This is a genomic window from Pseudomonas parafulva NBRC 16636 = DSM 17004, assembly GCF_000730645.1.
GTDB lineage: Bacteria > Pseudomonadota > Gammaproteobacteria > Pseudomonadales > Pseudomonadaceae > Aquipseudomonas > Aquipseudomonas parafulva.
The window spans coordinates 68108-93248 of the sequence record NZ_BBIU01000006.1 but is presented as its reverse complement, the minus strand read 5'-3'; the positions used below and the strand labels follow the sequence as shown (position 1 = coordinate 93248).

Genomic DNA, 25141 nt, shown 5'->3' with positions numbered 1-25141 from the left:
ATCCCGGACCGCACAGTCATGTGTTGCCTGCGGTGACGCTGCAAGCACTGCCGAGCACCGGTCAGCTGGCGGTCAAGGGCTGCGATGCGTCGCAAGCGCGCTGCACCGCCGCAGGCGATTCACGCAGCCAGCGCGCCACCAGCGGCCATACCTGTGCCTGCGCTGCCTTGCTCACCAGCATGTCGACATGCCCGAAGGCTTCGAACCCCTCTTCGGGCCCCAGGCAAATGAACTGCTTGCGCGCGTCACCCCATTGCGCGAACAGCTGGCGGCAGGCCCACACCGGGTCTTGCGCGTCGGCCGCACCGGCAACGGCCAGCAGCGGCACACTCACTTGGGCAAGCCCGGCCCACCAATCCTGGTGCCTGTCGCCAAAGCGACCGAACAGGCCGTGCCAGCGCAGGCTTTCGAACGCCAGGCCGATGGGCTCGTCCTCCGGCCCGCGCTTGAAACGCGGGCCGGATAACTGCCCCCAGCGCCTGAGCAGCATTTTTGCACCCCACACCACAGGCGGGAGTTTCAATGGCCAGTAGCGGCGGCTGACCTGGGTGCCGAACAGTGCCACCCCAGCCACCTGCCCCTCACTCAAGAACCCGCCACCCAATGCCGCTGCCAGCGTGGTCCCCCCCAGGGAGTGGCCTACCCAATAGGGCACCTGCCCTGCCTGCTCGCGCACGAATGCGGCAATGGCCGGCAAGTCATCGCGGGCGTAGGCGGCGACGCAGTTATGTGACCAGTCGCGGTTGCGCGGCGACAGGCCATGCCCTCGCATTTCCGGGATCCACACGTCGAAGCCCGCGCGCGCCAGGTAAGCGCCCAGGCCAAGGCCTTTGGGCGAGTACCAGAAGCGTCGATTGGAGAAGCTGCCGTGCAGCAGAATGATCGGGGTGCCCTGGACCACGCGCTGGTCCGCCAGCCCCAGGCGCGTTACCGCCAGTTCCACGGTGGGGTCGGGGCCATTGCCGGCTTTGATTCGGTAGACGTCTTCGCTGAGATCACCGCGGCGCTCGGCACTGAGCAAGGCTACGGGAAAAAGAGTGCTGCTGCTTTGCATAAGGTCAGATGGCTTGGTGCACAAAAAAGGGCGGGATCCATTGCTGGAACTCGCCCTGGAAATACCAGGCGGGGCTACGCCAGACGCTGCCCCGCGTTTCGTTGGATCAGGCTGCGCCCTGGCCTTCGGCCAGGTAGAACCAGGTTTCGAGCACCGAGTCCGGGTTCAGCGACACGCTGTCGATGCCCTGCTCCATCAGCCATTTGGCGAGGTCAGGGTGGTCCGATGGGCCCTGACCACAGATGCCGATGTACTTGCCGGCCTTGTTGCAGGCGGCAATGGCATTGGCCAGCAGCTTCTTGACGGCCGGGTTACGCTCGTCGAACAGGTGGGCAATGATGCCCGAATCACGGTCCAGGCCCAAGGTCAGCTGGGTCAGGTCGTTGGAACCGATCGAGAAGCCGTCGAAGTACTCGAGGAACTCGTCGGCCAGAATGGCGTTGGACGGCAGCTCGCACATCATGATCACGCGCAGGCCGTTATCGCCACGGGCCAGGCCATTCTCGGCCAGCAGGTCGACCACCTGGCTCGCTTCACCGAGGGTACGCACGAACGGCACCATGATCTCGACGTTGGTCAGGCCCATCTCGTTGCGCACCCGCTTGAGCGCACGGCACTCGAGCTCGAAGCAGTCACGGAAGGCTTCGCTGATGTAGCGCGAGGCACCGCGGAAGCCCAGCATCGGGTTCTCTTCTTCCGGCTCGTACAGCTTGCCGCCGATCAAGTTGGCGTACTCGTTGGACTTGAAGTCCGACAGGCGCACGATGACCTTCTTCGGGTAGAACGCGGCTGCCAGGGTGCTGATGCCTTCAACCAGCTTCTCGACGTAGAAGCCGACCGGGTCATCGTAGCCGGCGATGCGTTTGTCGACGCTGTCTTTGAGCTCTGGCGGCAACCCGGCGTAGTTCAGCAAGGCCTTGGGGTGCACGCCGATCATGCGGTTGATGATGAACTCCAGACGTGCCAGGCCCACACCGGCGTTGGGCAACTGGGCGAAGTCGAAGGCGCGGTCGGGGTTGCCGACGTTCATCATGATCTTGAATGGCAGTTCGGGCATGGCATCGACCGAGTTCTGCTTGATGTCGAAGCCCAGCTCGCCCTCGAAGATGAAACCGGTGTCGCCCTCGGCGCAGGAAACCGTCACACCCTGGCCGTCCTTGAGGATCTGCGTGGCATTGCCGCACCCGACCACTGCCGGAATACCCAGCTCACGGGCAATGATCGCGGCGTGGCAGGTACGCCCGCCACGGTTGGTGACGATGGCACTGGCGCGCTTCATCACCGGCTCCCAATCCGGGTCGGTCATGTCGGAAACCAGCACATCACCTGGCTGTACCTTGTCCATTTCGGACACGTCATTGATGACGCGAACCTTGCCTGCACCAATACGCTGCCCAATGGCACGGCCCTCGACCAGCACAGTGCCCTTCTCTTTCAGCAGGTAGCGCTCCATCACGTTGGCGCTGGAACGGCTCTTGACCGTTTCAGGGCGCGCCTGAACGATATACAGCTGGCCGTCATCGCCGTCCTTGGCCCATTCGATGTCCATCGGGCGCTGGTAGTGCTGTTCGATGATCATGGCCTGCTTGGCCAGCTCGCTGACCTCGGCATCGCTCAGGCAGAAGCGCGCACGCTCGGCACGGTCCACGTCGACGGTTTTCACCGAACGACCGGCCTTGGCCTCGTCGCCGTAGATCATCTTGATGGCCTTGCTGCCCAGGTTGCGACGCAGGATGGCCGGGCGGCCGGCCTGCAGGGTGTTCTTGTGCACGTAGAATTCGTCAGGGTTCACCGCACCCTGCACCACGGTTTCGCCCAGGCCGTAGGCGCCGGTAATGAACACCACGTCACGGAAGCCGGACTCGGTGTCGAGGGTGAACATCACGCCGGCGGTACCGGTTTCCGAGCGCACCATGCGCTGCACGCCGGCCGACAGGGCTACCAGCTTGTGGTCGAAGCCCTGATGCACGCGGTAGGCGATGGCGCGGTCGTTGAACAGCGAGGCGAACACTTCCTTGGCCGCACGGATGACGTTGTCGACACCGCGGATGTTGAGGAAGGTTTCCTGCTGGCCAGCAAACGAGGCGTCTGGCAGGTCTTCGGCAGTGGCCGACGAGCGCACGGCCACCGCCATATTGTCGTTGCCCTTGGACATTTCGGCGAAGGCGGTGCGGATCTCGGCATCCAGGCGGGCCGGGAAGGGTGCATCCATCACCCACTGGCGGATCTGCGCACCGGTCTTGGCCAGGGCATTGACATCGTCTACGTCCAGGGCGTCCAGCGCAGCGTGGATCTGGTCGTTCAGGCCGCTTTGCTCGAGAAAGTCACGGTACGCCTGAGCCGTAGTGGCAAAGCCGCCCGGCACGGACACGCCGGCACCGGCAAGATTGCTGATCATCTCGCCCAGGGATGCGTTCTTGCCCCCCACATGCTCCACATCATGGACGCCGAGCTTTTCGAGGGAAACTACGTACTCTACCAAGGTGATCTCTCCACTAACTGTATTGGAAAAGCTCAAGGGCGCCGCCTGCCATCGTTGACTGGGCCGGACGCTTGTGGCCTGTACCTGGAAAATAAGTGAGAATGCCAACAGCCGCATTCGGCAAAGCGAACTTATCATATCCAAGAAACGTCATCATCTTAAGGCCCAGATCGCAAATGAAACGAACCGCGTTCTTCATCTCCGACGGCACCGGCATCACTGCCGAAACCCTGGGCCAGAGTCTGCTCGCGCAATTCGAGAGCATACCGTTCAACAAATTCACCCGTCCGTACATAGACTCGCCTGAAAAAGCCCGCAGCATGGTGCAGCAGATCAATACCGCTGCCGAACGTGATGGCGTTCGCCCGATCATCTTCGACACCATCGTCAACCAGGACATTCGCGAGATCCTGGCCACCTCCAACGGCTTCATGATCGATATCTTTTCATCGTTCCTGTCGCCGCTGGAGCAGGAACTGACCGCCCACTCGTCCTATTCGGTGGGCAAATCCCACTCGATCGGCGGCAATTCCAACTACATGGAGCGCATCGAGGCGGTCAACTTCGCCCTGGACAACGACGATGGGGCACGCACCCACTATTACGACAAGGCCGACCTGATCCTGGTGGGCGTGTCGCGCTGCGGCAAAACGCCCACCTGCCTGTACATGGCCATGCAGTTCGGCATCCGTGCAGCCAACTACCCGCTCACCGAAGACGACATGGAGCGCCTGCAGCTGCCACCAGTGCTGAAAAAGCACCATAACAAGCTGTTTGGCCTGACCATCGACCCCGACCGTCTCACCGCCATACGCCACGAGCGCAAGCCCAACAGCCGTTACTCAAGCTTTGCCCAGTGCGAGTTCGAGGTGCGCGAGGTCGAGAGCCTGTTCCGCCGGGAGAATATTCCGAACATCAATTCCACGCATTTCTCGGTTGAAGAGATTTCGGCGAAAATTCTGGTGGAGAAAGGCGTGGAGCGCAGGTTCAAGTAAGCCTGGGCGAACACCTTTCTGATTCATGGCACCACCCCATACATGAAAAAGCCCCGGCATCACTGCCGGGGCTTTTTCATTGCAGCTTTATTATCAGGACGGCAACACGGTCGCCTGCCCGCTCATGGCCAGGTCGACCAGCTCGCGGTTGGCCACCGCGTACATCGCATAGTCGTGCCCTGTGGCACTGCGCAGGTCGTCCAGCATGGCACGCCAGCGCTCCACCATCACCCGGTGCTGCTCGGCCCACAATGCCACCCGGGCGTCCATGTCCTGCGGTGCATCGACCATCTGCAGCACAGAAATGGTGATCGCCCGCTGCTGCAGGTCGATGTCGTCACGGAACGCCTCACGCGCCAGCGCCTGCCAGTTGTTCTCCACCGGCAGGTTGCTGATTTCCTGCAGATACCAGGTCAGGTCCAGGGCGCTGCCCACGGCGAAGAACGCCTTGGCCACCTGCGCCGGCTCATGGCCGGTGACATCAGCCGCTTCGATGATCGGCAGCAGCGTGTAGAGGTGGCTGGTACCGGCGACCATGCGCGCCAGCAGCTCGGGCACGCCGGCATCGACAAAGCTCTGGTAACGAACCATCCAGCGTTCCCGGGTCGGGCCCTCCAGCAGTTCGTCCAGCTTCAGCCCCAATTGCGCGATCTTCGGCCCGAAGTGCGCGCAATCGCGCCCGGCGTCCTGCTCGTTGCGGCGGCTGCGCAGGAACCAGCGGGTAGCACGGCGACCCAGGCGCATCAGCTCGTCCATCAGGGTCAGCTGGACCTCGGCAGGCACCTGGTAGTCCAGCGCCTCGATCTGGCGGAACCAGTGCGGCAGGTGGAAGATGTCACGCACGATCACATAAGCACCCGCGACGTTCGCCGGGCTCATGCCAGTGGACTCCTTCAAGCGCTGCACGAAGGTGATGCCCATGTTGTTGACCAGGTCATTGGCGATCTGGGTGCTGACGATTTCGCGCTTCAGACGGTGACGGCGCATGGCCTCGGCGAACTTGCTGACCAGCGACGGCGGGAAGGCGGTTTCCATGTCGCGGGTCAGGTAGTCGTCATCCGGCACCTGGGACTTGAGCAGTTGCTCCTTGAGGTCGATCTTGCTGTAGGAAATCAGCACCGACAATTCGGCACGGGTCAGGCCCTGCCCCGCAGCCAGCCGTTCGGCCAATTGCTCTTCGGACGGCAGGAACTCGATGGCGCGGTCCAGCTTGCCCCGGGCTTCCAGGTCTGCCATCAGGCGCTTGTATTCGGCAATGCGCTCGCGTACCCGGCGGGCCGCCAGCGACAGCGCCTGGGTCTGCTTGTAGTTGTTGCCCAGCACCAGGGCGCCGACTTCGTCAGTCATGCTGCCCAGCAGCTGGTTGCGCTGCTTCTCGGTCATGTCGCCACCCTGCACCACTTCGTTGAGCAGGATCTTGATGTTGACCTCGTGGTCGGAGCAGTCCACGCCGCCGGCGTTGTCGATGAAGTCGGTGTTGGTAGCACCGCCGTGCAGGCCAAATTCCACCCGACCAAGCTGGGTCATGCCCAGGTTGCCGCCCTCGCCCACCACCTTGCAGCGCAGCTCGTTACCGTTGACCCGCAGCGCATCGTTGGCTTTGTCGCCAACGTCGGCATGGCTTTCAGTGCTGGCCTTGACGTAGGTGCCGATGCCGCCGTTCCACAGCAGGTCCACTGGCGCCTTGAGCAGGGCGTTCAGCAGCTCGGTGGGGGTCAGCCGGTCGGCTTCGATGGCGAAACGTTCCTTCATCTGCGGGCTGATGGCAATGCTCTTGGCACTGCGGGGGAAGATGCCGCCGCCTTCGGACATGATGCTGGTGTCGTAGTCGGTCCAGGCCGAGCGCGGCAGCTCGAACAGGCGCTTGCGCTCGGCAAAGCTGGAGGCCGGCTCCGGGTTGGGGTCGATGAAGATGTGCAGGTGGTTGAACGCGGCCACCAGTTGCAGCTTGTCGGACATCAGCAAACCGTTGCCGAACACGTCGCCGGCCATGTCGCCCACACCGATGACAGTAACCGGGTCTTTCTGCACATCAATGCCGCGCTCACGGAAGTGGCGCTGCACACCCACCCAGGCACCCCGGGCGGTAATACCCATTTTCTTGTGGTCGTAGCCGGCCGAGCCGCCCGACGCAAAGGCGTCGCCCAGCCAGAAGCCGTAGTCGATGGCAATGCCGTTGGCGATGTCCGAGAAAGTGGCCGTGCCCTTGTCGGCCGCCACCACCAGGTAGGGGTCATCGTCGTCGTGGCGCACCACGTTGGCAGGCGGCACCACGCCACCGTCCTTGAGGTTGTCGGTGATGTCCAGCAGGCCGGAGATAAAGATGCGGTAGCACGCCACGCCTTCGGCGGCGATTTCGTCACGGCTGCCACCCAGCGGCAGGCGCCGGGGCAGGAAGCCGCCTTTGGCACCCACCGGCACGATGACCGAGTTCTTCACCTGCTGCGCCTTCACCAGGCCCAGCACTTCGGTGCGGTAGTCTTCTTCACGGTCCGACCAGCGCAGACCACCCCGGGCCACGTTGCCGAAGCGCAGGTGCACGCCCTCGACACGGGGGGAATAGACGAAAATCTCGAACTTGGGCACCGGCTTGGGCAACTCGGGCACCAGCTTCGGGTTGAACTTGAAGCTGAAGTAGGCCTTGTTCTGGCCGTTGGCGTCGGTCTGGTAGAAGTTGGTGCGCAGGGTGGCCTTGATCAGGTCCAGGTAGCGCCGCAGGATGCGGTCCTCGTTGAGCACCTGCACGTCATCCAGTGCGCTCAGGATGGCCTGCTCGAGGCGCTGCTGCTTGTCATCCAGGTCGTCCAGGGTGAGCTTGCGCGCCAGGTAGAAGCGCGTCTTGAACAGGCGGGTGAGCTCGCGCGCGATATCGGTGTGGTTGTTCAGCGTGCTGGCGATATAGCCCAGGTCGAAGCCCAGGCGAATCTGCTTCATGTAACGGGCGTAGGCACGCAGCAATGCCACGTCACGCCATGGCAGGCCGGCAGTCAGCACCAGGCGGTTGAAGGCGTCGTTCTCGGCATCGCCACCAACGATGTGGATAAAGGCATCCTGGAAGGTATCGTTGAGCTGCTGGATATCCAGGCTCAGGCCTTCGCTGTAGGTGAAGGCGAAGTCGTGGATCCAGTACTCGCGGCCATTGGCATGGCGCAGGCGGTAGGGGAATTCACCCAGCACGCGCAGGCCGAGGTTCTCCAGGATCGGCAGCACGTCGGACAGTGCCAGCGGGGTATCGGCATGGTACAGCTTGCAGTGCAAGGTGCGCTCGCCCACCCGCGTCAGCGGCTGGTAGAAGCTCATGGCCAGCGGCTTGCTTTCCGACAAGGCCAGCACATGCTGCAGGTCGACCACCGCCGAGTGGGCGGCGAAGCGTTCACGGTAACCCGCCGGGAACCCTTTGGGGAAATCGGCAAGGATGTTGGTGCCCTGGGCCTCGCCGAAGTTTTCCACCACCAGGGCAGAGAAATCGTCCTGCCACGAACGGCAGGCCTGCACCACTTCGCGCTCAAGCTGCTGCGGGTCGATGTCGATGCGGTTTTTCGGGTCCACCCGCAGAATCAACTGCACACGGGCCAGTACCGACTCCGAGAAGAACGTCCAGAACTCGCAGTCGCTGGCCTTCAGGCGCTCCATCAGCACCTGCTGGATCTTCTGCCGCACTTCGGTGGAGTACACCTCGCGGGGCACGTAGGCCAGGCAGTAACAGAAGCGCCCGTAAGGGTCCTTGCGCAGGAACACGCGGATCTTGTTGCGCTCCTGGATCTGCACGATGGCCATGACCGTGCTGAACAGCTCATCGATCGGGGTCTGGAACAGGTCGTCACGGGGCAGCACTTCCAGTACCTGGGCCAGCTCCTTGCCCAGGTGCGCCTTGGCGTCGAAACCGGAACGGCGCTCCACTTCGGCAACCTTGCCGCGGATGTAGGGGATGGCATGCACGCTCTCGCCATACACCGACGAGGTGTACAGGCCCATGAAGCGGTGCTCCTTGAGCACCCGCCCGTCGGCGTCCAGCTGGCGGATGGACACATAGTCTGGGTACGCCGGGCGGTGCACGCGGCTAGGCAGGGCAGCCTTGGCGAACGACAGCAGCAGCGGCTCGTTCAGGTAGGCTACCGCGTAGTCTTCGATACGCAGCTCTTCGGCCGTGAGGCCCACCCGCAGGCGCCGGGGCAGGCCCAGGAACGACTGTTCGTCATACACCATCTGGCCGCCATCGGCGGTTTGCTGGACGGTGAACTCTTCGTAGCCCAGGAAGGTGAAGTGGTTGTCCAGCAGCCATTCGAGAAACGCCGTTACCTCGGCTTTTTCGTGCTGTGCCGGGCCGAACGCGGTCTGCTCGACCTGGGCAACCACCTCACGCAACTTGGCCTTCATCGGCTCGAAGTCGGCCACCGCAACGCGCACTTCAGCCAGCACCTGCTCGATCTCGCGGGCCAGTACATTCAGCTCGGCGGCGTTCGCGCAGCGGTCGATCTCCAGGTACATCAGCGACTCGTGGCCGACGCCCTCGCCCTGGCTGCCTTTTGGCAGCAGTTCGAGCAGTTCGCCCTTGGCGCCACGGCGCACGCTCAGCACGGTGGTTTGCAGGGTATGAATGCTGTAGCCGCGGCGGTTGAGCTCGGTGCGTACCGAATCCACCAGGAACGGCAGGTCGTCGTGCAACACCTCGACCACGGTATGGGTCGATTGCCAGCCATTGCGTTCGTATTCGGGGTTGTACACGCGCACCACGGGCTGGGCGGGGTCGAACCGCTCGATGACGCGCCAGGCCGAGAGGGTGCAGCCGGCCAGGTCGGAAAGCCTGCGCTGGGTGAGTTCGTCCAGTGAGATGATGCCGAAGAACTGCTCGGCGAACAGCGCCACTTGTGGCAGGGACTGTTCGCTGATGTGCTGCGCCAGGGCCGCTTGCAGTTGATGCTGGAAGTCGGCTTTGCTGGCTGCGGTGAAGAACGCCATCTGTGGTACTCCGCTTGGGCTTTGTAGTAGTTGAAGCGTCGCTGCGTGCGCCGTGCACGGGTCTACCATAGCCAACCCGTGCCAAGGCGAACGGTGAAATCAGGCGTTGAACGTGCGCAGGCACGCCCAGGGCTGGGCGAAGCTTACCGACTGACCGGTCATCAAGGCTTGCAGCGCTGCGACAATTTCGTTCAAGGGGCGGTAACTTTACGTTTATGCCTACCAGCAAGACTGTCAGAATTCCCTTCCGTTTCCTTTGATCCGAGCCCTTGCCATGCAAATCGATACCGCCCTGCTGTTCGCTACCCCTTGCGATGACGAGGAAGACAACATGGCTACCCTGTGCTGCCACAGTGACAAGGGCCAGATGTTCCTGCTGACCCGCTACCCGGACGAAGACACGGTGGACCTCACCCTGGACGACGAGCCGTCGACTCTGGATGGGCTGAAAGTGACCCTGAGCGCCCGTCGCCTGCTGATCGAAGTGGCCGCCGGCGACCGCGATGCCCTGAAGGGCGACGCGGTGCTGCAGATCAACCTGACCAGTGAGTTGAGCGACCTGGATGAGGTCAGGCAGACCCTGGAAAACATCCTGGATGGCACCGGTACGTTTGTCTGCGACCTTTGATGCCTAGCGCAGGGCGAGCTGCATGTGCCGGGCCTGCTCGCGCAAGGCTTCGCAGAACGGCGCCACGGCGGTGGAGGCCGGGCGGTGGTCTGGCCGGATCAACATGACCTTGTAGGGCACCTGCACCTGCAACCTTCTGATCGGCAACCCAGCCTGCGCCGCCTCCAACCCGCTCAGCGGGTTGATGATCGCTACACCCAGGCCTTGCCTGACCATCGCGCACACGGACGCTGCGCTGGTGGTTTCGATCACCGTACGCCGGTTTACCCCGGCCGCGCGGAACTGCTGGTCCAGCCGCTGGCGGTACGTGTCAAGGCTGGCCAGGTTGATGAAGTCGACCTCGTGGAAGTCACTGAGCGCGAGCTCGGCCTTGGCCTGCAGCGGGTGATGCTCGGGCAGCACGCACACCATGTTGGCGCTGAACAGCAACTCGCCATACGCGCCACGGGGTACCTGCTCGGTTTCTGTCAGGCCAAGATCGTGCTGCTGGGCAACCAGTGACTCCTCCAGCAGCGGTGACTCCTGCGCCAGGATGCTCACGCTGACGCCCCGGTGCTGCTGATGAAAGCGCTGGCAGGCTCTGGGCAATAACGTCTGCGAGAACAGGGGCAGGCAAGTGATGGCCAGCCGGCCTTGCTCGAAGTTGCGGATGGCCTGGGCGAAGCGGTCAATCCGCTCCAGCCCCACATACGCCCGCTCCACCTCCTGGATCAACAACAGCGCCTGGGCAGTGGCTACCAGCCGGCCACTTTCCCGCTCGAACAAGTGCAACCCCGAAACCTGCTCCAGGCGAGCAAGCTCGCGGCTGACAGTAGGCTGCGACGTGAAGAGCAGCCGCGCGGCGCCCGTGACGCTGCCGGCAGTCATGATGGCGCGAAACACTTCGATGTGGCGGGCAGTGAGTGGCATCGCAATCCCGGGAGTAATGGACGGGCATATCCAAAATGAATGATTAACAAAAGAAAAGCTATTTTTATGAATTGAAGGTTTCGCCCATGCTGCTTACCTTTGCCACCTATGAAGAACCTGACCATGACTGCACCCTTCACCCTGCTTGCCGACGCCGTTCGCCAGCATGGCTCGCCGCTTTGGGCCTATGATGCCGCCACCATCGCCGAGCGCATCAGCCAGTTGCAGGTGTTCGACACCGTGCGCTTTGCCCAAAAGGCCAACCCCAACCTGCATGTATTGCGCCTGATGCGTGCCCACGGGCTGGTGCTGGATGCCGTATCACTGGGTGAAATGGAACGCGCCTTTGCCGCGGGCGCTCGTGTGGATGGCGAGCCTGCCGGGGTGGTGCTGACCTGTGATGCACTGGACCGGGCCACCCTCGAGCGCGTGGTGGCCGAGCACATCGAGGTGAATGCAGGCTCCATCGACATGCTGCGCCAGTTGGGGGAACGTTCCCCAGGGCACCGGGTGTGGATCCGCATCAACCCGGGTTACGGGCATGGGCACAGCCGCAAGACCAATACCGGCGGTGAAAACAGCAAGCACGGTATCTGGCACGAAGAACTGGACGAGGCACTGGCGTGTATCCGGGCCTATGGTTTGCACCTGGTGGGCGTGCACATGCACATCGGCTCCGGGGTGGATTACCAGCACCTGGAGCAGGTGGCCAGGTCGATGATCGAGCTCGTGGGCCGCCTAGGCACCGATATCGAGGCGTTTTCCATCGGCGGCGGGCTGTCCACGCCATACCGCAGCACGGACAAACCGGTTGACCTGCAGCGCTATGCGCAAACCTGGGCCGTTGCCCGCAAGGAAGTCGAAGCCATGCTGGGCCACCCCGTGCGCATGGAAATAGAACCCGGGCGCTTTCTGGTAGCCGAGTCCGGCTACCTGGTGGCTGAAGTGCGCGCCGTGAAACAGGTGGGGCGCAACACGTTCGTTATGATCGACGCCGGCTTCAACGACTTGATGCGCCCTGCCATGTACGGGGCCTACCACCGCATGACGCTGCTGGACGCAAACGGCCAGCCCGTGGAGCGCCCACGGCAACCGACCGTCGTCGCCGGGCCGCTCTGCGAATCGGGTGACGTGTTCACCCAGGACGAGCACGAGCTGACGCCACAGGACCTGCCCCAGGCCCAGGTGGGCGACCTGCTGGTCATTCATGATGCCGGCGCTTATGGGGCGTCCATGTCGTCCAACTACAACAGCCGGCCGCTGCTGCCAGAGTTCCTGATCGAAGCCGGCACGTTGCGGATGATTCGACGCAGGCAGACCCTCGAGGATCTGCTCAAACTGGAGTCTGAATGCTGCTGAAACCCAAGGGGCGAGCGCGTAGGCGGTTCGCCCAGGCTTGCTTGAACAGTGTGCAGCCAAGCAATTGAACATCACTGATCGCTCCATTGGAGCGATATTTGATCAATAAACCCTAGCTATTAGCCATTCTGAGCAATCTTGAGCAGCCCTCACAGGCTTACAATTGGATCCATTATTGAGGATCCCCTGCATGCAAACGCTTGAAATGGACTACACCCACGGCGATGTCGTCGCCAGTCACTGCCACGCCCATGACCAGTTGATCTACGCGGCCAGTGGCGTGGTGCATGTCAGCAGCGAGCGCGGCAACTGGGTGATTCAGGGCGGCCATGCGCTATGGATGCCAGCCGGGGTCAGCCATGGCATCCGCACCGAGGGCGCGGTGTCCATGCGGTCCCTGTTGCTTGAAGCGCAGGTCGAAACCTGCCAAGTGATCGTGGTATCAGGCCTGCTGCGCGAACTGATACTCGCCGCCTCGCGCATGCTGGGCGTACAGGATGGCGACCACGTGCGGGCGCTGATCCTGGCCGAACTGGCCGGTGCCGTGCGCGTCGATACCTTCATCCCAATGCCCCGTCATGCACGCCTGCGCACCTGGTGCGAACGCTTCCTGCAGGCCCCCGCCCAGGACCTCACCCTGGAGCAATGCGGCCAGCAGCTGAACATGAGTGCGCGCAACGTGGCACGGCTGTTCCAGCGTGAACTGGGCATGTCCCATGGGCAATGGCGTGCCAGGGCGCGGGTCATGCTGAGCCAGCAATGCCTGGCGGCAGGCCAGCCCATTCTCGCTGTCGCCCTGGACCACGGCTACCAGAGCGCCAGCGCCTTCGCGGCGATGTTCAAGCGCATCCTTGGCTACGCCCCCAGCCAATGCCAGAACCCCCGCCCTGGCGAGCGCACATTGTCCTGCTGACGCACAGGGTTGTCCCGCTTGCGGCAGCGCCGCCTGTGGCGCCCTCGCTAACCTCGCATCACACCTTCCGAGAGCGTCGTGATGCGTTTACTGCCAACCCTGCCCTCCCCCACACGGCTGTGCACCGTGATCGGCTTGAGCCTGCTGGCAGCCTGCGCCCGGCAGCCTACACCCGACCCCACGTTCGCAGGCAGCCTGCCGAATCCGCTGACTTATACCTCGGCTAGCATCAGCCAGCAGCCATTGCCTGAGCGGTGGTGGCAGTTACTGCGCGACCCGCAACTCGACCGCTGGGTCGAACAGGCCCTCGCCAACAACCAGGACCTGGCGCAAGCCAAGGCGAACGTGCAGGCCATGCTGGCAGGTATGGGTGAACGCCAGGCGCAGCGCCTGCCTGCCACCTCGCTGAACCTTGCCGCCACCTACGGCAAAAGCACCGATGACCAGACCCTCGCCGAGGCGACCCATACCCATGCGGCGGCCCAATGGCAGTTCAGCCCCGGCGTCGAGCTGGCCTACCAGGTGGACGCCTGGGGCCAGGTGCGGGCCGCCATCGAGCGGGCCTCAGCGCACGCGCAGGCGAACGCGGCGGCCCACGATCTGCTGCGGTTGCAGGTAGTCGCCCAGACCACCCGGGCCTACGTGCAGCAGTGCGTCTACCAGGCCCGGATAGCAGCCGCGCACCAAGCCCTGAGCACGCTGGACAACAGCCTATGGCTCAGTGATCGTCAGCGCCAGGCTGGCGCCGCTACCGCATTGGACAGCGAACGGTTGCTCAGCCTGCGTGACCAGGTGCGGGCCCGGCTGCCAGTGCTTGAGGCCGGGCGCGACATTGCGCAGTTCGAGCTGAGCATGCTGGGCGGGCAGGCGACCGTTCAGCCGCAGCCGCCCTGTACAGCCATCCCCAGGCTCACAGGCCCGTTGCCAGCCGGCGATGGCTGGCACCTGCTTGCGCGCCGGCCGGACGTGCGCCAGGCCGAACGTGAGTTGCAGGCCGCGAGCCTGCAAACGCAGATCGCCAAGGCCGACCTGTACCCCAAAGTCAGTTTCGGTGCCCAACTCAGCGCCTCAGACCATCGGCTGGGCAATGTGGGGGGCAGCCGGGCGATTACCTTCGGCATCGGCCCGTTGATCCACTGGGAATTCCCCAACCTCAAGGCCAACCGTGCCCGCCTGAGCAAGGCCCAAGCGCTGCAGCAAGCCCAAGTTGCCCATTACCAGAGCGTGGCGCTGGGGGCTCTGAAAGACGTCCGCCAGGCGCTGGCGCGCCATGACGCCACGCAGCAACGCCTGCAGGCACTGGCCAGTGCCCTGGCGCATAGCCAGCGCGGCTATGACCTGGCCCGCAGCAACCACCGTGCTGGCACCGTGGACGGCCTGGCACTGCTCGACAGTGAGCGCGAGCTGATCCGCCTGCAAGACCGCAACATCGCCGCCCAAGGCAGTGTTGCCAGTGCCCAGATCGAGTTGTTCCGCGCACTGGGCGGCGGCTGGTAAGCCTCGTCCCCGGACGGTAGTTCCGTGCAACACACCCGCAACAGTCTCACCCAGGAAGCAACCACCATGAATGCTGCCGCACAAACCTCCACACCGGCGTCTACCGAGCCCCAGGCCCGCAGCCTGGCAAGCAGGCGCCTGATGTCAATGACTGCCGGTGCGGTGGGCCTGCTCGCCACGCTGGCGTTTACCTTTTACTGGGTGACCACAGGCCGCTACCTGGAAAGCACCGATGACGCCTATGTGCGTGCAGACTGGGTAGCACTCAGCCCGCGTGTGGCCGGTCATGTAGCCAAGGTGCAAGTGAACGACGACCAGCCGGTAAAAGCGGGCGATGTGCTGGTACGCCTGCAGGCACGCGACTATCGCGCCCGCCTGGGCAGCGCCATGGCCGCCGTGGCAGAAGCCAAGGCGGCAGTCACGGCGGCCCGGGCCCATCAGCAGGTGGCCGCCGAGCGCATCAACCAGCAACAACAGGCTGTGCTCCAGGCCGAAGCAGCGGTGCGCAGCGCCCGGGCCGAACGCCAGCGAAGCCAGCTGGACCTGCAGCGCTACCGTGGCCTGGTGCGCGACGAAGCCGCCACCCTGCAACGGCTGGAAAGCGCCAGCGCCCAGGCCAGCCAGGCGCTGGCCACCGAGCAAGGCGCCGAAGCAGCCTGGCGTGAGCAGCGGGCACAGCAGCGTGTGGCCAAGGCCCTTGCCGCTCAGGCCGATGCCACACTGGAGCAGCGCCAGGCTGCCCTGGCTCGTGCCCGCGCAGAACAGCAGTTGGCCGAGCTTGACGAGCAGGACACCGTTATCCGCGCCCCGATCGACGGCGTCGTCGGCCAACGCCGAGCGCGTGCCGGCCAGTACGTGGTGCCCGGCCAGCCGCTGCTGGCGGTTGTGCCGTTACAGCAGGCCTACGTGGTGGCCAACTACAAGGAAACCCAGTTGACCCGCATGCGCCCCGGGCAAGCAGTGCGCATTCAGGTGGACGGCTTCGCCGGTAAGCCACTGCAGGGGCACGTGGCGAGTTTCTCGCCTGCCTCGGGCAACGTCTTCGCCCTGCTGCCGTCCGATAACGCCACCGGCAACTTCACCAAGATCGTGCAGCGTTTTCCCGTGCGCATCCTGCTCGATTCACCGCTGCACGGCCCACTGCGGCCCGGCATGTCGGTGGTGGCCACCGTGGATACTCGCGATGCGGAGCCTGCCGATGCGCCCTGAACCTGCAGTGCCGCTGCGTGCCTGGGTGGCCGTGCTGGGGGGCCTGTTCGGCTGCTTCATGGCGGGCATGAACGTGCACGTCACCAGTGCTGCCCTGCCGGAAATTCGCGGCTCGCTGGGCGCCAGCTTCGAAGAAGGCTCATGGATTTCCACCGCCTACCTGGTGGCCGAGATCGTGATGATTCCGCTGACGGCATGGTTGGTTGAGGTGTTTTCGCTGCGCAGGGTGATGTGGACCGGCTCCCTGATCTTCCTGATCGCGTCGGTAGCCTGCTCCTGGGCGCCCAACCTGGAGGCAATGATTGCCATCCGGGTTATCCAGGGTGCCGCCGGGGCTGTGCTGATCCCGTTGTCGTTCCAGCTGATCATCACCGAACTGCCACCCAGCCGCATGGCCATGGGCATGGCGCTGTTCAGCCTGGCCAACAGTGTGGCACAGGCGGCAGGCCCGTCCATTGGCGGTTGGCTGACCGATGCCTACTCCTGGCGCTGGATCTTCTACCTGCAACTGTTCCCCGGCATCGCCCTGCTGGTGGCCATCGCCTGGTCGATCGACGCCAAACCCATGCAGTTGCAGTTGTTGCGCAAGGGTGACTGGCCTGGCATCGCGGCCATGGTGATCGGCCTGGGGGGCCTGCAGGTGGTGCTGGAGGAAGGCGGCCGGCTGGACTGGTTCGGCTCGCCCTTCATCACCGGCATGAGCGTGGTGTCGGCGGCCGCCCTGGTGGTGTTCGTGGCGACGCAGTTGCTTGGCCGCCGCGCCTTCATCAACCTGCGCTTGCTGGGCCGCTACAACTTCGGCGTGGCCAGCCTGGCGATGTTCATCTTCGGTGCCGCCACGTTTGGCCTGGTGTTTCTGGTGCCTAACTACCTGTCCCAGATACAGGGGTTCAGCGCCCACGATGTCGGGGTCACCTTGATTGCCTATGGGGTGGTGCAATTGGTACTGGCCCCGCTGATGCCGCGGCTGATGGGCTGGACCAGTGCCAAGTTCATGGTCGCCAGCGGCTTTCTGATCATGGCCCTCGGGTGCTGGCTGGGGGCCAGCCTGAGCGCGGACAGCGCCGACAACGTGATCATCCCATCCACGGTGGTGCGTGGCATCGGGCAGCCGTTCATCATGGTGGCCTTGTCGGTACTGGCCGTGGCCGGGCTGGACAAGCGGGAGGCCGGCTCGGCGTCTGCGGTGTTCTCGATGCTGCGCAACCTGGGCGGTGCCATTGGTACCGCAGGGCTAACCCAACTGGTGGCGAGCCGCGAGCGCTTTCACAGTGCGCGCATCCATGAGCACGTGACGGTATTCGAGCCCCAGGTGCAGGCCCGCCTCGGCCAAACGGTGCCCACCTGGCTGCCCCACCCGCAGCAGATGCTGGAAGGGCTGGCCGGGACCATTCGCCGCGAAGCCTACCTGATGGCCTACAGCGACGCGTTCTACCTGGCGTGCCTGGCACTGCTCGGCTGCGCGCTGGGGGCGTTGTTGCTCAGAACACGCCCGGCCAGGTGAATGCCTGGGGCGCAAGCGCCCCGGCACGTCTTGCTGGGTGAATCATGTCAAAGCACGGCACCTGGCGCTCGGCCCAGCACGCGGGTGTATTCCTCACGCGCCGACTGCTCTGTGAACTCCCCCGCCCACTTGGCCACCACTACGGTCGCCACGCTGTTGCCGATGGTGTTGCAGGCTGCCATGGCCATGGACATGAAGCGGTATACGCCAAACAGCAGTGCCAGCCCTTCCACCGGCAGTATGCCGATGGCCGTCACCGTGGCGGCGAATACCACAAAGCTGCCACCGGACACGGCGGCGGCGCCCTTGGAAGTCACCAGCATGATGGCCAGAATACCCAGTTGTTGCTCCCAGCCCAGCGGTACACCGTAGGCGTTGGCGATAAACAGCACGCACATCGACATGTAGATGGACGTACCGTCTAGGTTGAACGCGTAACCGGTGGGCAACACCAGGCCAACGCTCTGCTTGGAGCAGCCGAAGCGCTCGAGCTTCTGCAGCAAGCGCGGCAATGCGCTTTCCGACGAGGCCGTGCCCAGCACGATCAGGATCTCGTCCTTGATATAACGCAGGAAGCGCCACAGGCTGAAGCCCGAGACCCGGCACACGGCGCCCAGCACCACGAACAGGAAGAACGCGATGGCCAGGTAGAACATCAGCACCAGGTTGGCCAGCGACATGAGCACGGCCGAGCCATTGCTGCCCACCGCATAGGCAACGGAGCCAAATGCACCGAGGGGGGCGAACTTCATGATCAGGTTGATGAACTCGAAGAAGCATTCCGACACTCGGTTCAGGCCGTCCTCGATCACCACCCGGCGCTCCTGCTTGAGCGCCAGCAACGCGAAGCCGAACAACACCGCAATCACCAGCACCTGCAACAACTGCCCGCCGGCGAAGGCACCGACGAAGTTGTCGGGGAAGATGCCGTAGATGAACTCGACCGTGGACGTGGGCGCATGCCCTTTGGCCACCGCTGCGTTGGCCGCCGCCGTAGCCGCCCCGCTGGCGTGGGCCCCGTGCATGCCCGAGCCGATGCCGATCAGGTTGCCCCACAGCAGCCCCAGCGCCAGGGCGAAGGTGGACAACAGCTCGAAGTACACCAACGCCCGCCAGCCCACCTTGCCGACCCGCTTGATGTCGCCGGCGGAGGCAATACCGTGCACCACGGTGAAGAACACCAGGGGTGCTACGGCCGTCTTGATCAACTTGAGAAAGATGTCCCCGAGCATCTTGAACTTGGCAGCGAGTTCGGGGGCGATGAAGCCGAAGGCAATACCGAGCAGCATCGCCGCCAGCACCTGGAACGTGAGGTCCTTGTACAGCGGCTTTTTCGAAGTGGAAGCCATGGTAGCGTTCTCATTGTTTTTGTAGGAGGTCACCCGTCATGGCCCGACATGGCCGGGCAGCGGGCTTTCAGCGGGGTACGGCAGCGGGCCAGGCCAGTGCCTGGTCGACCATCTGTGGCGCCAGGCCCAGGTAGTTGCCCGGGTCGCACAGGTGCTCCAGCGTCGCCAGGTCCAGGCGCGCAGTCGCTTCACCCTGGGCTTTGAGGGCTTCCAGCAGGCTGATGCCCTGGTCGTTGGCCAGGCGGCAGGCGGCATACACCACGTCATGCGCCACCTGGCGGCCCAAGGCCGGGGCAAGCCCCATCATCACGGCTTCAGCAACGATAAGGCCCTGGGTCATGTCCAGGTTCTTGCGCATGCGCTCGGTGCGCACGTCCAGCCCGGCCAGCATGAACCGCGCCTGGCCCAGGGAGGCGGCGGTCAGCGCGAACGCTTCGGGGATGGCGATCCATTCGGCCTGCCATGGGCCGGTGGAGCGCTCGAAGTCCTGGATCATGGCATCGAGCATCAGGCCTGCCTGCTGGCGCACGCCCTTGGCCGCGGCGTACATCAGCTCGCAGGAGATGGGGTTGCGCTTCTGCGGCATGGTGCTGCTGGCGCCGCGGCCCTTGACGAACGGCTCGTAGGCTTCGCCCAACTCGCTGGTCATCATCATCATGATGTCCAGCGCCACCTTGCCCAGCGACGCGCTGACCAGGCCGAGGAAATTCAGCGCTTCGGCCAGCCCGTCGCGCGCCACGTGCCAGGTAGCCTGCGGTATGCCCAGGCCCAGTTCGTCCATCAGCGCGGCCTGCACCTCCAGGCCTTTGTCACCCAGCGAAGCCAGGGTACCGGCGGCACCGGCAAACTGCCCCACTTCTACCCGTGGGCGCAGTTGCACCAGGCGCTCGGCATGGCGGTCAAACATGCTCAGCCACACGGCACACTTGTAGCCAAAGGTGATGGGCAGCGCGTGCTGCAGGTGCGTGCGGCCGGCCATCGGCGTGTCACGGTAACGCTGCGCCAGCTCCGCCAGCAGGCCGCGCACGGCCTGGATATCCCGGCCGACGATGGCCAGTGCAGCGCGTACTTGCAGCACCACGGCCGTGTCCATGATGTCCTGTGTGGTGGCGCCCCAGTGCACGTAGCGGCCAGCCTCGCCGCAGAGCTTGGACAGCTGCTCCACCAGCGGCAGGATCGGGTAGCCGACAATCTCCGTTTCATGCTGCATCAGCGCCAAGTCCAGGTCTTCGTAGCGCGACAGCCGGGCGATCTGGGCGGCCGCTTCGGCAGGCACCACGCCGCAGCGCGCCTGGGCCTTGGCCAGGGCGACCTCCACTTCGATGTACCGCTCGATCAGCGATTTATCTGAGAACACGGCGCGCATTTCGGCAGTGCCGAACATGTCGCGGAACAGGGTGGAGTCGAAAACGGTGGTGGACATGGGCTGGAATCCTGAAATGTTATTTTTGACCGTACATATATCTAATGTACGTACATAATTCTTGCCCTGTCGCTGTTACACTGTCAACCGACGAAATTTGCGAGACAGACCAAAGGTATGAACAAGGCGCGCTATGCCATCGTGGCCAAGGACTTGATGGAGGCCATTGCCAGCGGCCGCTACCCGGTGGGCGGCTTGCTGCCCACCGAGTTCGAGCTGTGCGAGCTATACAGCGTGAGCCGCCACACGGTGCGGGCGGCGATTGACCAGTTGCTGGGCCAGGGCATGGTGTCGCGGCGCAAGCGCGTGGGTACCCGGGTCGAGGCCAGCAGCCCGCGTGGTGGTTACTCCCACTCACTGGCCAGCATTGCCGACCTCGCCCACCTTGCCGAGACCCAGCAGCGGGAAATCCAGAACGTGCGTCACTTTGTGGCGGACCTGAGCGAGGCGGCACGGCTGGGCCTGGTGCCGGGCGAGCATTACTTCTGTGTGTCCAGCATCCGTGTAGACCATCAGCAGAACGCCGCGCCGCTGTGCTGGACGGATGTGTACGCGCAACGGGACTACGAACAGGTCATCGAGAAGGCTCAGGCAAACCCCGATCAGCTGATTGCAGGGCTCATCGAGCAGCACTATGGCCGGGTGATCGCGGTGGTGGACCAGCAGGTACGGGCTGTGGTGCTCAGCGCCGAGGTGGCCCGTGCCCTGAAAGCCGAGGCTGGGGCGCCCGGGCTAGAGATCATCCGCCACTACCGTGAAGAAAACGGTGATTTGATGGCAGTCTCTGAAACGGTCCACCCTGCCGACCGTTTTAGCCTGGTGACGCAGATGCGCCGGGACCGCTCCCCCTCACCTGCCCCCTGACCCCTGGAGAAAAGACGCATGGCAGCGGACAAAACCCGGATGCTGACGGTGGGCGAAGTGGCCAGGCGCAGCGGCGTGGCCGTATCGGCGTTGCACTTCTACGAAAGCAAAGGCTTGATCGCCAGCACCCGCACGGCTGGCAACCAGCGCCGCTACCCGTCCCTGGTGCTGCGCACGCTGGCAATCATCAAAGTGGCCCAACGTACCGGCATCGCCCTGGAAGAAATCAAGCGCGCCCTGGGGCGCTATCCGCCCAACAGCAAGCTCACGGCCGCCCAGTGGGGTGAAATGTCCAGCGCCTGGCGCGAAGACCTGAACAGCCGCATTCGCATGCTGGAGGCCTTGCGCGACAACCTGGACAACTGCATAGGCTGCGGCTGCCTGTCACTGGATGAATGCCCGCTGCGTAACCCGCAGGACGTACTGGGCCAGCAAGGCAGCGGGGCGCGCCTGCTGGAAGACAAGGCACGCTGACGGCGAGATGGCCAACCCTGCACCGTTTACGCTGAGTTTGAACCATTCCACACCCTGGGCGCCCTAACCTTGTGCTGTTAACCCATGCCGTTCAGAGAAAGGATGACCAAACCATGAAGCGCGAACAGATCGAAGGTGTAGCAGAGAATCTTGCAGGCAAGGCACAGAGCGCTGTGGGCCGGCTGGTAGATGACCCGGCACTGGAAGCCGAAGGCGAAGGCCGCCAGGCGGCAGGCCAGGTGACCAAAAGCTACGGCGATGCCGTGGATTGCGTGTCGACCTTCGTCAAGGAAAAACCTATTGCCGCACTGGCAATTACCGCAGCCATCACCCTGGTGGTGTCGCGCCTGCTGCGCCGCTGATCGAACGCACCAGGCCCGCACGACTGCGCGGGCCTGGCACTTGATCAGTCGTCCAACTCATCCTTGACGATGCGCCCATCGCGAGGGTCGACCTTGAATTCATACTGCTTGCCATCGGCCTTGATGCCCTCACCTTCCCAGTGACCATCGTCTGCCTCGATCTTGGTAATCTGGGTGTAGCCAGCACCTTTCAGGGCAGCCTCGGCCTGGTCCTTGTTCACTTTCCAGTCAGCGCCAGGCTGATCAGCCCAGGCCGAAGCAGCGCCCAGGGTGCCAATCAGGGCAAGGCCAGTGAACAGTTGCTTGATCGCTTTCATGACGCACATCCTTATTAAGTGGTGTAAAGATGCGACCGGGCAGCATTGCGCAACGTTCAGTTGGATGGGGCTGGCACTTCGATCAGCCAGGCTGCCCAGCCAACTCATTGCTGACACCACGCCCCAATACCAGCACGGTCACAAAGCCACACCCTGCAAGGGCAGTGGCCATGCTCAGCAATACGCCGGTGCCCAGGTGGTCGACCACCTGGCCGCCAAAGAACGACCCCACCGCGATAATCACCTGGAACATGGCCACGAACAGCGGCATGCCCCGCTCCACATCCTTGGGCGCTACCACGAACATCCAGATGTTGGCGCACGCGGGGAACGCGCCGAAGGCGAAGCCCCACAGGGCAATCAGCATCGCCGCACCGCTCATGTCGGTGGCGAAGTGCGGGAACAACGCAGTGCTCAGCGCAATCAGCAGCGCTACCAGCAACAGGCTGTGACGCACGCTTCGGTTGGCAGCGAACCCTGCAAAGATATTGCCCATGAAGCCAGCCACCCCGTAGAGCAGCAACAGTGAACCGATCGTGGGCCCGTCGAAACCCGCACTTTGCTTGAAGAACGGCGCGACGTAGGTGTAGGCGGCAAAGTGCGCCATGCCTATCAGCAGCACCGCAATAAGGCCGACACGCGCCTGCGGGTTGATGAACAGCGCGGGCAGGTCACGCACGCGGATGGCCTGCTCCGGCATCAGCCGTGGCAGCAGGAACACCTGGGCCAACAGCACCGGCACGCCGACCAGTGCAGTGACCAGAAAGGTCATGCGCCAGCCCATCAAGCCACTCAGCCAGGTACCTACCGGTACGCCCACCACCGTGGCCAGTGTGACACCGGCCATGATGATCGAGTTGGCCTTGGCCACGCCCATGCTGTCAGGTGCCAGGCGGCCGCTCAGCGCGATGGCGGTTGCCCAGAAGCCGCCGATGCTCACGCCCAGCAGCACGCGGCCGAGCAGCAACAGGTGGAAGTTGCTGGCGAAGGCCACTATCGCGTTGGCCAGGATCATCACCAGCGTCAGGCCGATCAGCAGGTAACGACGGTCGAGCCCGCCAACCCCTACGGAAATGGCCGGTGCCGCCAGGGCGGCCATGATACCGGGCAAGGTCACCATCAGCCCGGCAAGGCCGGCACTGATGCCCAGGTCGTTGGCCACATCGTTGAGCACCCCCACCGGCAGGAATTCACTGGTCACCAGGGCGAATGCGCCGACGGCGACCGAAAGAATTGCCAACCACTGCTGGGTCAGGCTCTGTTGATTGTGCTCGGGCAAACCGCGAGGGGCCGGGCTGGCGCTTGGCATTGGGCAAAATTCCATTACAGGGCGCCTGGAATAGGCGCAAGGCGGGTGACATCAGGGGGGGTGATTGTAGAGGGCTGGGCGGCAGAGCCCGAGGCACGCCAGTCGATAGTATTCATCAACGTGATCGATAGGTGGCGCCAACCCAGGCGCTCAGCCGCGCCCCGAACAGCCGCTAGACCGGGTTGGCAAGGATTACCCGGCCCGCCGCCGCGGGCCGGTTGATGAACAACGCGTCGAGTGCACTGCTGCGCAGCCCTTTGAGGGCATTCCAGTGCGCCGATGTATGCACGTAGCGGGCTTGCAGCAGGCGGGCTTCGGCGGCGTCCAGCCCCAGCTGCTTCTGCTCGCCCAACGCGTAAGCATGCAGTTTGCGACTTATGGCATGCAAGTCTTCAGGCACCTGGTGATGCGGGTCATTGCCCAGCGGCGCGAGGGGTACGCCGGCCCGCAGCGCCAATGCATGCATGATGCTCAGGTACACCCGCGACAGATGCCCCGCCACGTCTCGTGCTCGGCTCAGCGCCACATAGACCTGCTTCTGTTCCTCGCCCCGCGCGCCGCCAGGGACGGGGTGCTCCCAGGTCACCAGTTCCGGGGCCGGATCACCCAGCTTGCCAGCCAGGGCACTCTGCAAGGCAGCCACTCTGGCGTAGGCACCCGTGTTCTCGACACGCGTGGCCAACGGCACGTACTGGGACTCAGGCTTGCACAGCAATACCTGCTCATGGGTCGTGTCCGGGTAGCCCCCGCCGATGTTCGAATGCACACCCGGCAACCGGATGTCGTGGCCACTGAGTACCAACGGGAAGTTATGCCGCTGCTCATCGGCAGCCACCAACTGCACCACCTGCCGGGCAATGCCGGCACTCAGGCCCAGGCGCAGGCCACCCAGGCGTTCGTCAGCCGGGTCGAAGCCGCCTCGTAGCGGTGCGATGATGGCCGCCACCGTGTCGAACAGGCCGACGAAATTCACATTCACAGCGCAGTTCAGCGGTATCGCACCGCGATCATGCAACAGGTTGGCCAGGTGCCGCGCCGCTGCGGCGCCACGGCTGAAGCCAAACAGGTCGAACGCCACGCACTGCACGTTGGCGTGCGGGTGCTGCTGCCGCCACTGCGCCAACGCCCGGGCGATGTCGGCCAAGGTCTCCTCCACCCGCGCCTGCACCCCGCTACGGCCGCGGCCGGTCGCCGACGAATACGCATCGTCCGCCTCCCCGGCCTGGGTGCCGATACCGGCCACGTAAACTTTGAAGCACACTTGCAATGGTTTGCCCCGCAACGGATGCACCGGGTAGAGCGCGTGCAACAGGGCCACATTGGTCAGGGCGCTCTCGTAGCTCGCGCCCTTCCCGCCCTTGGGTGATGGCGCCAGCGCGTTGTGCTGGTTGTTACCCGTACCGTCGAAAAACACGCCAAAGCGCAGTGTGACTGGGCTGGTTGAGTCAAAGGTGGGGCTATCGGCTTTCATCATGGTCGCGCCTGCTCGCTGAAAAACACAAGCAAGCGCCGCCCGCCACCGCCCCACCATCAG

General features: G+C 64.0%; 19 protein-coding genes. 10 read left to right on the top strand and 9 right to left on the bottom strand.

Translation table 11 applies throughout. From position 1 onward, the window contains the following. Nucleotides 1–61: 61 nt before the first annotated feature. Both PPA02S_RS04775 and ppsA read right to left on the bottom strand, forming a co-directional pair. Complete coding sequence (locus PPA02S_RS04775) at nt 62–1054, bottom strand: alpha/beta fold hydrolase (protein WP_028632420.1); 993 nt, start codon at nt 1052–1054, stop codon at nt 62–64. Between the two features lie 106 nt (nt 1055–1160). Continuing rightward, nucleotides 1161–3536, bottom strand: coding sequence for a phosphoenolpyruvate synthase (ppsA, locus tag PPA02S_RS04770; protein WP_028632419.1), 2376 nt, complete (start codon nt 3534–3536; stop codon nt 1161–1163). Between the two features lie 176 nt (nt 3537–3712). On the opposite strand from ppsA, the gene ppsR reads away from it, so the two are divergent. Then, the gene (ppsR, locus tag PPA02S_RS04765) at nt 3713–4531 is read left to right on the top strand and encodes a posphoenolpyruvate synthetase regulatory kinase/phosphorylase PpsR (protein WP_028632418.1); all 819 of its coding nucleotides are present in this window, start codon (nt 3713–3715) and stop codon (nt 4529–4531) included. Between the two features lie 93 nt (nt 4532–4624). On the opposite strand, the gene PPA02S_RS04760 is transcribed toward ppsR, so the two are convergent. Further along, entirely contained in the window at nt 4625–9490 is a 4866-nt protein-coding gene (locus tag PPA02S_RS04760) for an NAD-glutamate dehydrogenase (RefSeq protein WP_028632417.1), read from the bottom strand. Nucleotides 9491–9764: 274 nt separating this feature from the next. Between PPA02S_RS04760 and PPA02S_RS04755 the strand changes: the two genes are divergently transcribed. After that, complete coding sequence (locus PPA02S_RS04755; RefSeq protein WP_028632416.1) at nt 9765–10118, top strand: hypothetical protein; 354 nt, start codon at nt 9765–9767, stop codon at nt 10116–10118. Nucleotides 10119–10121: 3 nt separating this feature from the next. On the opposite strand, the gene PPA02S_RS04750 is transcribed toward PPA02S_RS04755, so the two are convergent. Beyond that, on the bottom strand, nt 10122–11027 hold the full coding sequence (locus PPA02S_RS04750; RefSeq protein WP_028632415.1) for a LysR family transcriptional regulator: 906 nt from the start codon (nt 11025–11027) through the stop codon (nt 10122–10124). A 123-nt stretch (nt 11028–11150) separates the two neighbouring features. On the opposite strand from PPA02S_RS04750, the gene lysA reads away from it, so the two are divergent. The 5 genes from lysA (at nt 11151) to PPA02S_RS04725 (ending at nt 17509) form a co-directional block, all read left to right on the top strand. Then, entirely contained in the window at nt 11151–12386 is a 1236-nt protein-coding gene (gene lysA / locus PPA02S_RS04745; RefSeq protein ID WP_028632414.1) for a diaminopimelate decarboxylase, read from the top strand. A gap of 190 nt (nt 12387–12576) precedes the next feature. Next, on the top strand, nt 12577–13299 hold the full coding sequence (locus PPA02S_RS04740; RefSeq protein WP_028632413.1) for an AraC family transcriptional regulator: 723 nt from the start codon (nt 12577–12579) through the stop codon (nt 13297–13299). Between the two features lie 81 nt (nt 13300–13380). Next, complete coding sequence (locus PPA02S_RS04735) at nt 13381–14796, top strand: TolC family protein (RefSeq protein ID WP_028632412.1); 1416 nt, start codon at nt 13381–13383, stop codon at nt 14794–14796. A gap of 66 nt (nt 14797–14862) precedes the next feature. Continuing rightward, a complete protein-coding gene (locus PPA02S_RS04730; protein WP_028632411.1) occupies nt 14863–16005 on the top strand; it encodes an HlyD family secretion protein in 1143 nt (380 codons plus the stop codon). Continuing rightward, nucleotides 15995–17509 (top strand): DHA2 family efflux MFS transporter permease subunit, encoded by a 1515-nt coding sequence (locus PPA02S_RS04725; RefSeq protein ID WP_028632410.1) that lies wholly within the window; start codon nt 15995–15997, stop codon nt 17507–17509. The genes PPA02S_RS04730 and PPA02S_RS04725 overlap by 11 nt, the downstream gene beginning before the upstream one ends. Nucleotides 17510–17556: 47 nt before the next feature. On the opposite strand, the gene PPA02S_RS04720 is transcribed toward PPA02S_RS04725, so the two are convergent. After that, nucleotides 17557–18858, bottom strand: coding sequence for a cation:dicarboxylate symporter family transporter (locus PPA02S_RS04720; RefSeq protein WP_028632409.1), 1302 nt, complete (start codon nt 18856–18858; stop codon nt 17557–17559). Nucleotides 18859–18925: 67 nt separating this feature from the next. Beyond that, on the bottom strand, nt 18926–20281 hold the full coding sequence (locus PPA02S_RS04715) for a class-II fumarase/aspartase family protein (protein WP_028632408.1): 1356 nt from the start codon (nt 20279–20281) through the stop codon (nt 18926–18928). A 117-nt stretch (nt 20282–20398) separates the two neighbouring features. Between PPA02S_RS04715 and PPA02S_RS04710 the strand changes: the two genes are divergently transcribed. The 3 genes from PPA02S_RS04710 to PPA02S_RS04700 all read left to right on the top strand — a co-directional run bounded on the left by PPA02S_RS04710 (nt 20399) and on the right by PPA02S_RS04700 (nt 21981). Beyond that, nucleotides 20399–21145 carry a GntR family transcriptional regulator gene (locus PPA02S_RS04710; RefSeq protein WP_028632407.1) on the top strand — a complete coding sequence of 249 codons (747 nt, stop codon included), beginning with the start codon at nt 20399–20401 and terminating at the stop codon, nt 21143–21145. An 18-nt stretch (nt 21146–21163) separates the two neighbouring features. Then, nucleotides 21164–21619 carry a redox-sensitive transcriptional activator SoxR gene (gene soxR, locus PPA02S_RS04705; protein ID WP_028632406.1) on the top strand — a complete coding sequence of 152 codons (456 nt, stop codon included), beginning with the start codon at nt 21164–21166 and terminating at the stop codon, nt 21617–21619. Between the two features lie 113 nt (nt 21620–21732). Next, a complete protein-coding gene (locus PPA02S_RS04700; protein WP_028632405.1) occupies nt 21733–21981 on the top strand; it encodes a CsbD family protein in 249 nt (82 codons plus the stop codon). A 44-nt stretch (nt 21982–22025) separates the two neighbouring features. Here the strand turns inward: PPA02S_RS04700 and PPA02S_RS04695 are convergent, their stop codons facing one another. The 3 genes from PPA02S_RS04695 to PPA02S_RS04685 all read right to left on the bottom strand — a co-directional run bounded on the left by PPA02S_RS04695 (nt 22026) and on the right by PPA02S_RS04685 (nt 25081). After that, nucleotides 22026–22298: a PepSY domain-containing protein gene (locus PPA02S_RS04695; RefSeq protein ID WP_028632404.1), complete on the bottom strand. Its 273-nt coding sequence runs from the start codon at nt 22296–22298 to the stop codon at nt 22026–22028. Nucleotides 22299–22380: 82 nt separating this feature from the next. Continuing rightward, complete coding sequence (locus PPA02S_RS04690; RefSeq protein WP_028632403.1) at nt 22381–23607, bottom strand: MFS transporter; 1227 nt, start codon at nt 23605–23607, stop codon at nt 22381–22383. A gap of 172 nt (nt 23608–23779) precedes the next feature. Further along, nucleotides 23780–25081: a T6SS phospholipase effector Tle1-like catalytic domain-containing protein gene (locus PPA02S_RS04685; protein WP_028632402.1), complete on the bottom strand. Its 1302-nt coding sequence runs from the start codon at nt 25079–25081 to the stop codon at nt 23780–23782. Nucleotides 25082–25141: the final 60 nt, after the last annotated feature.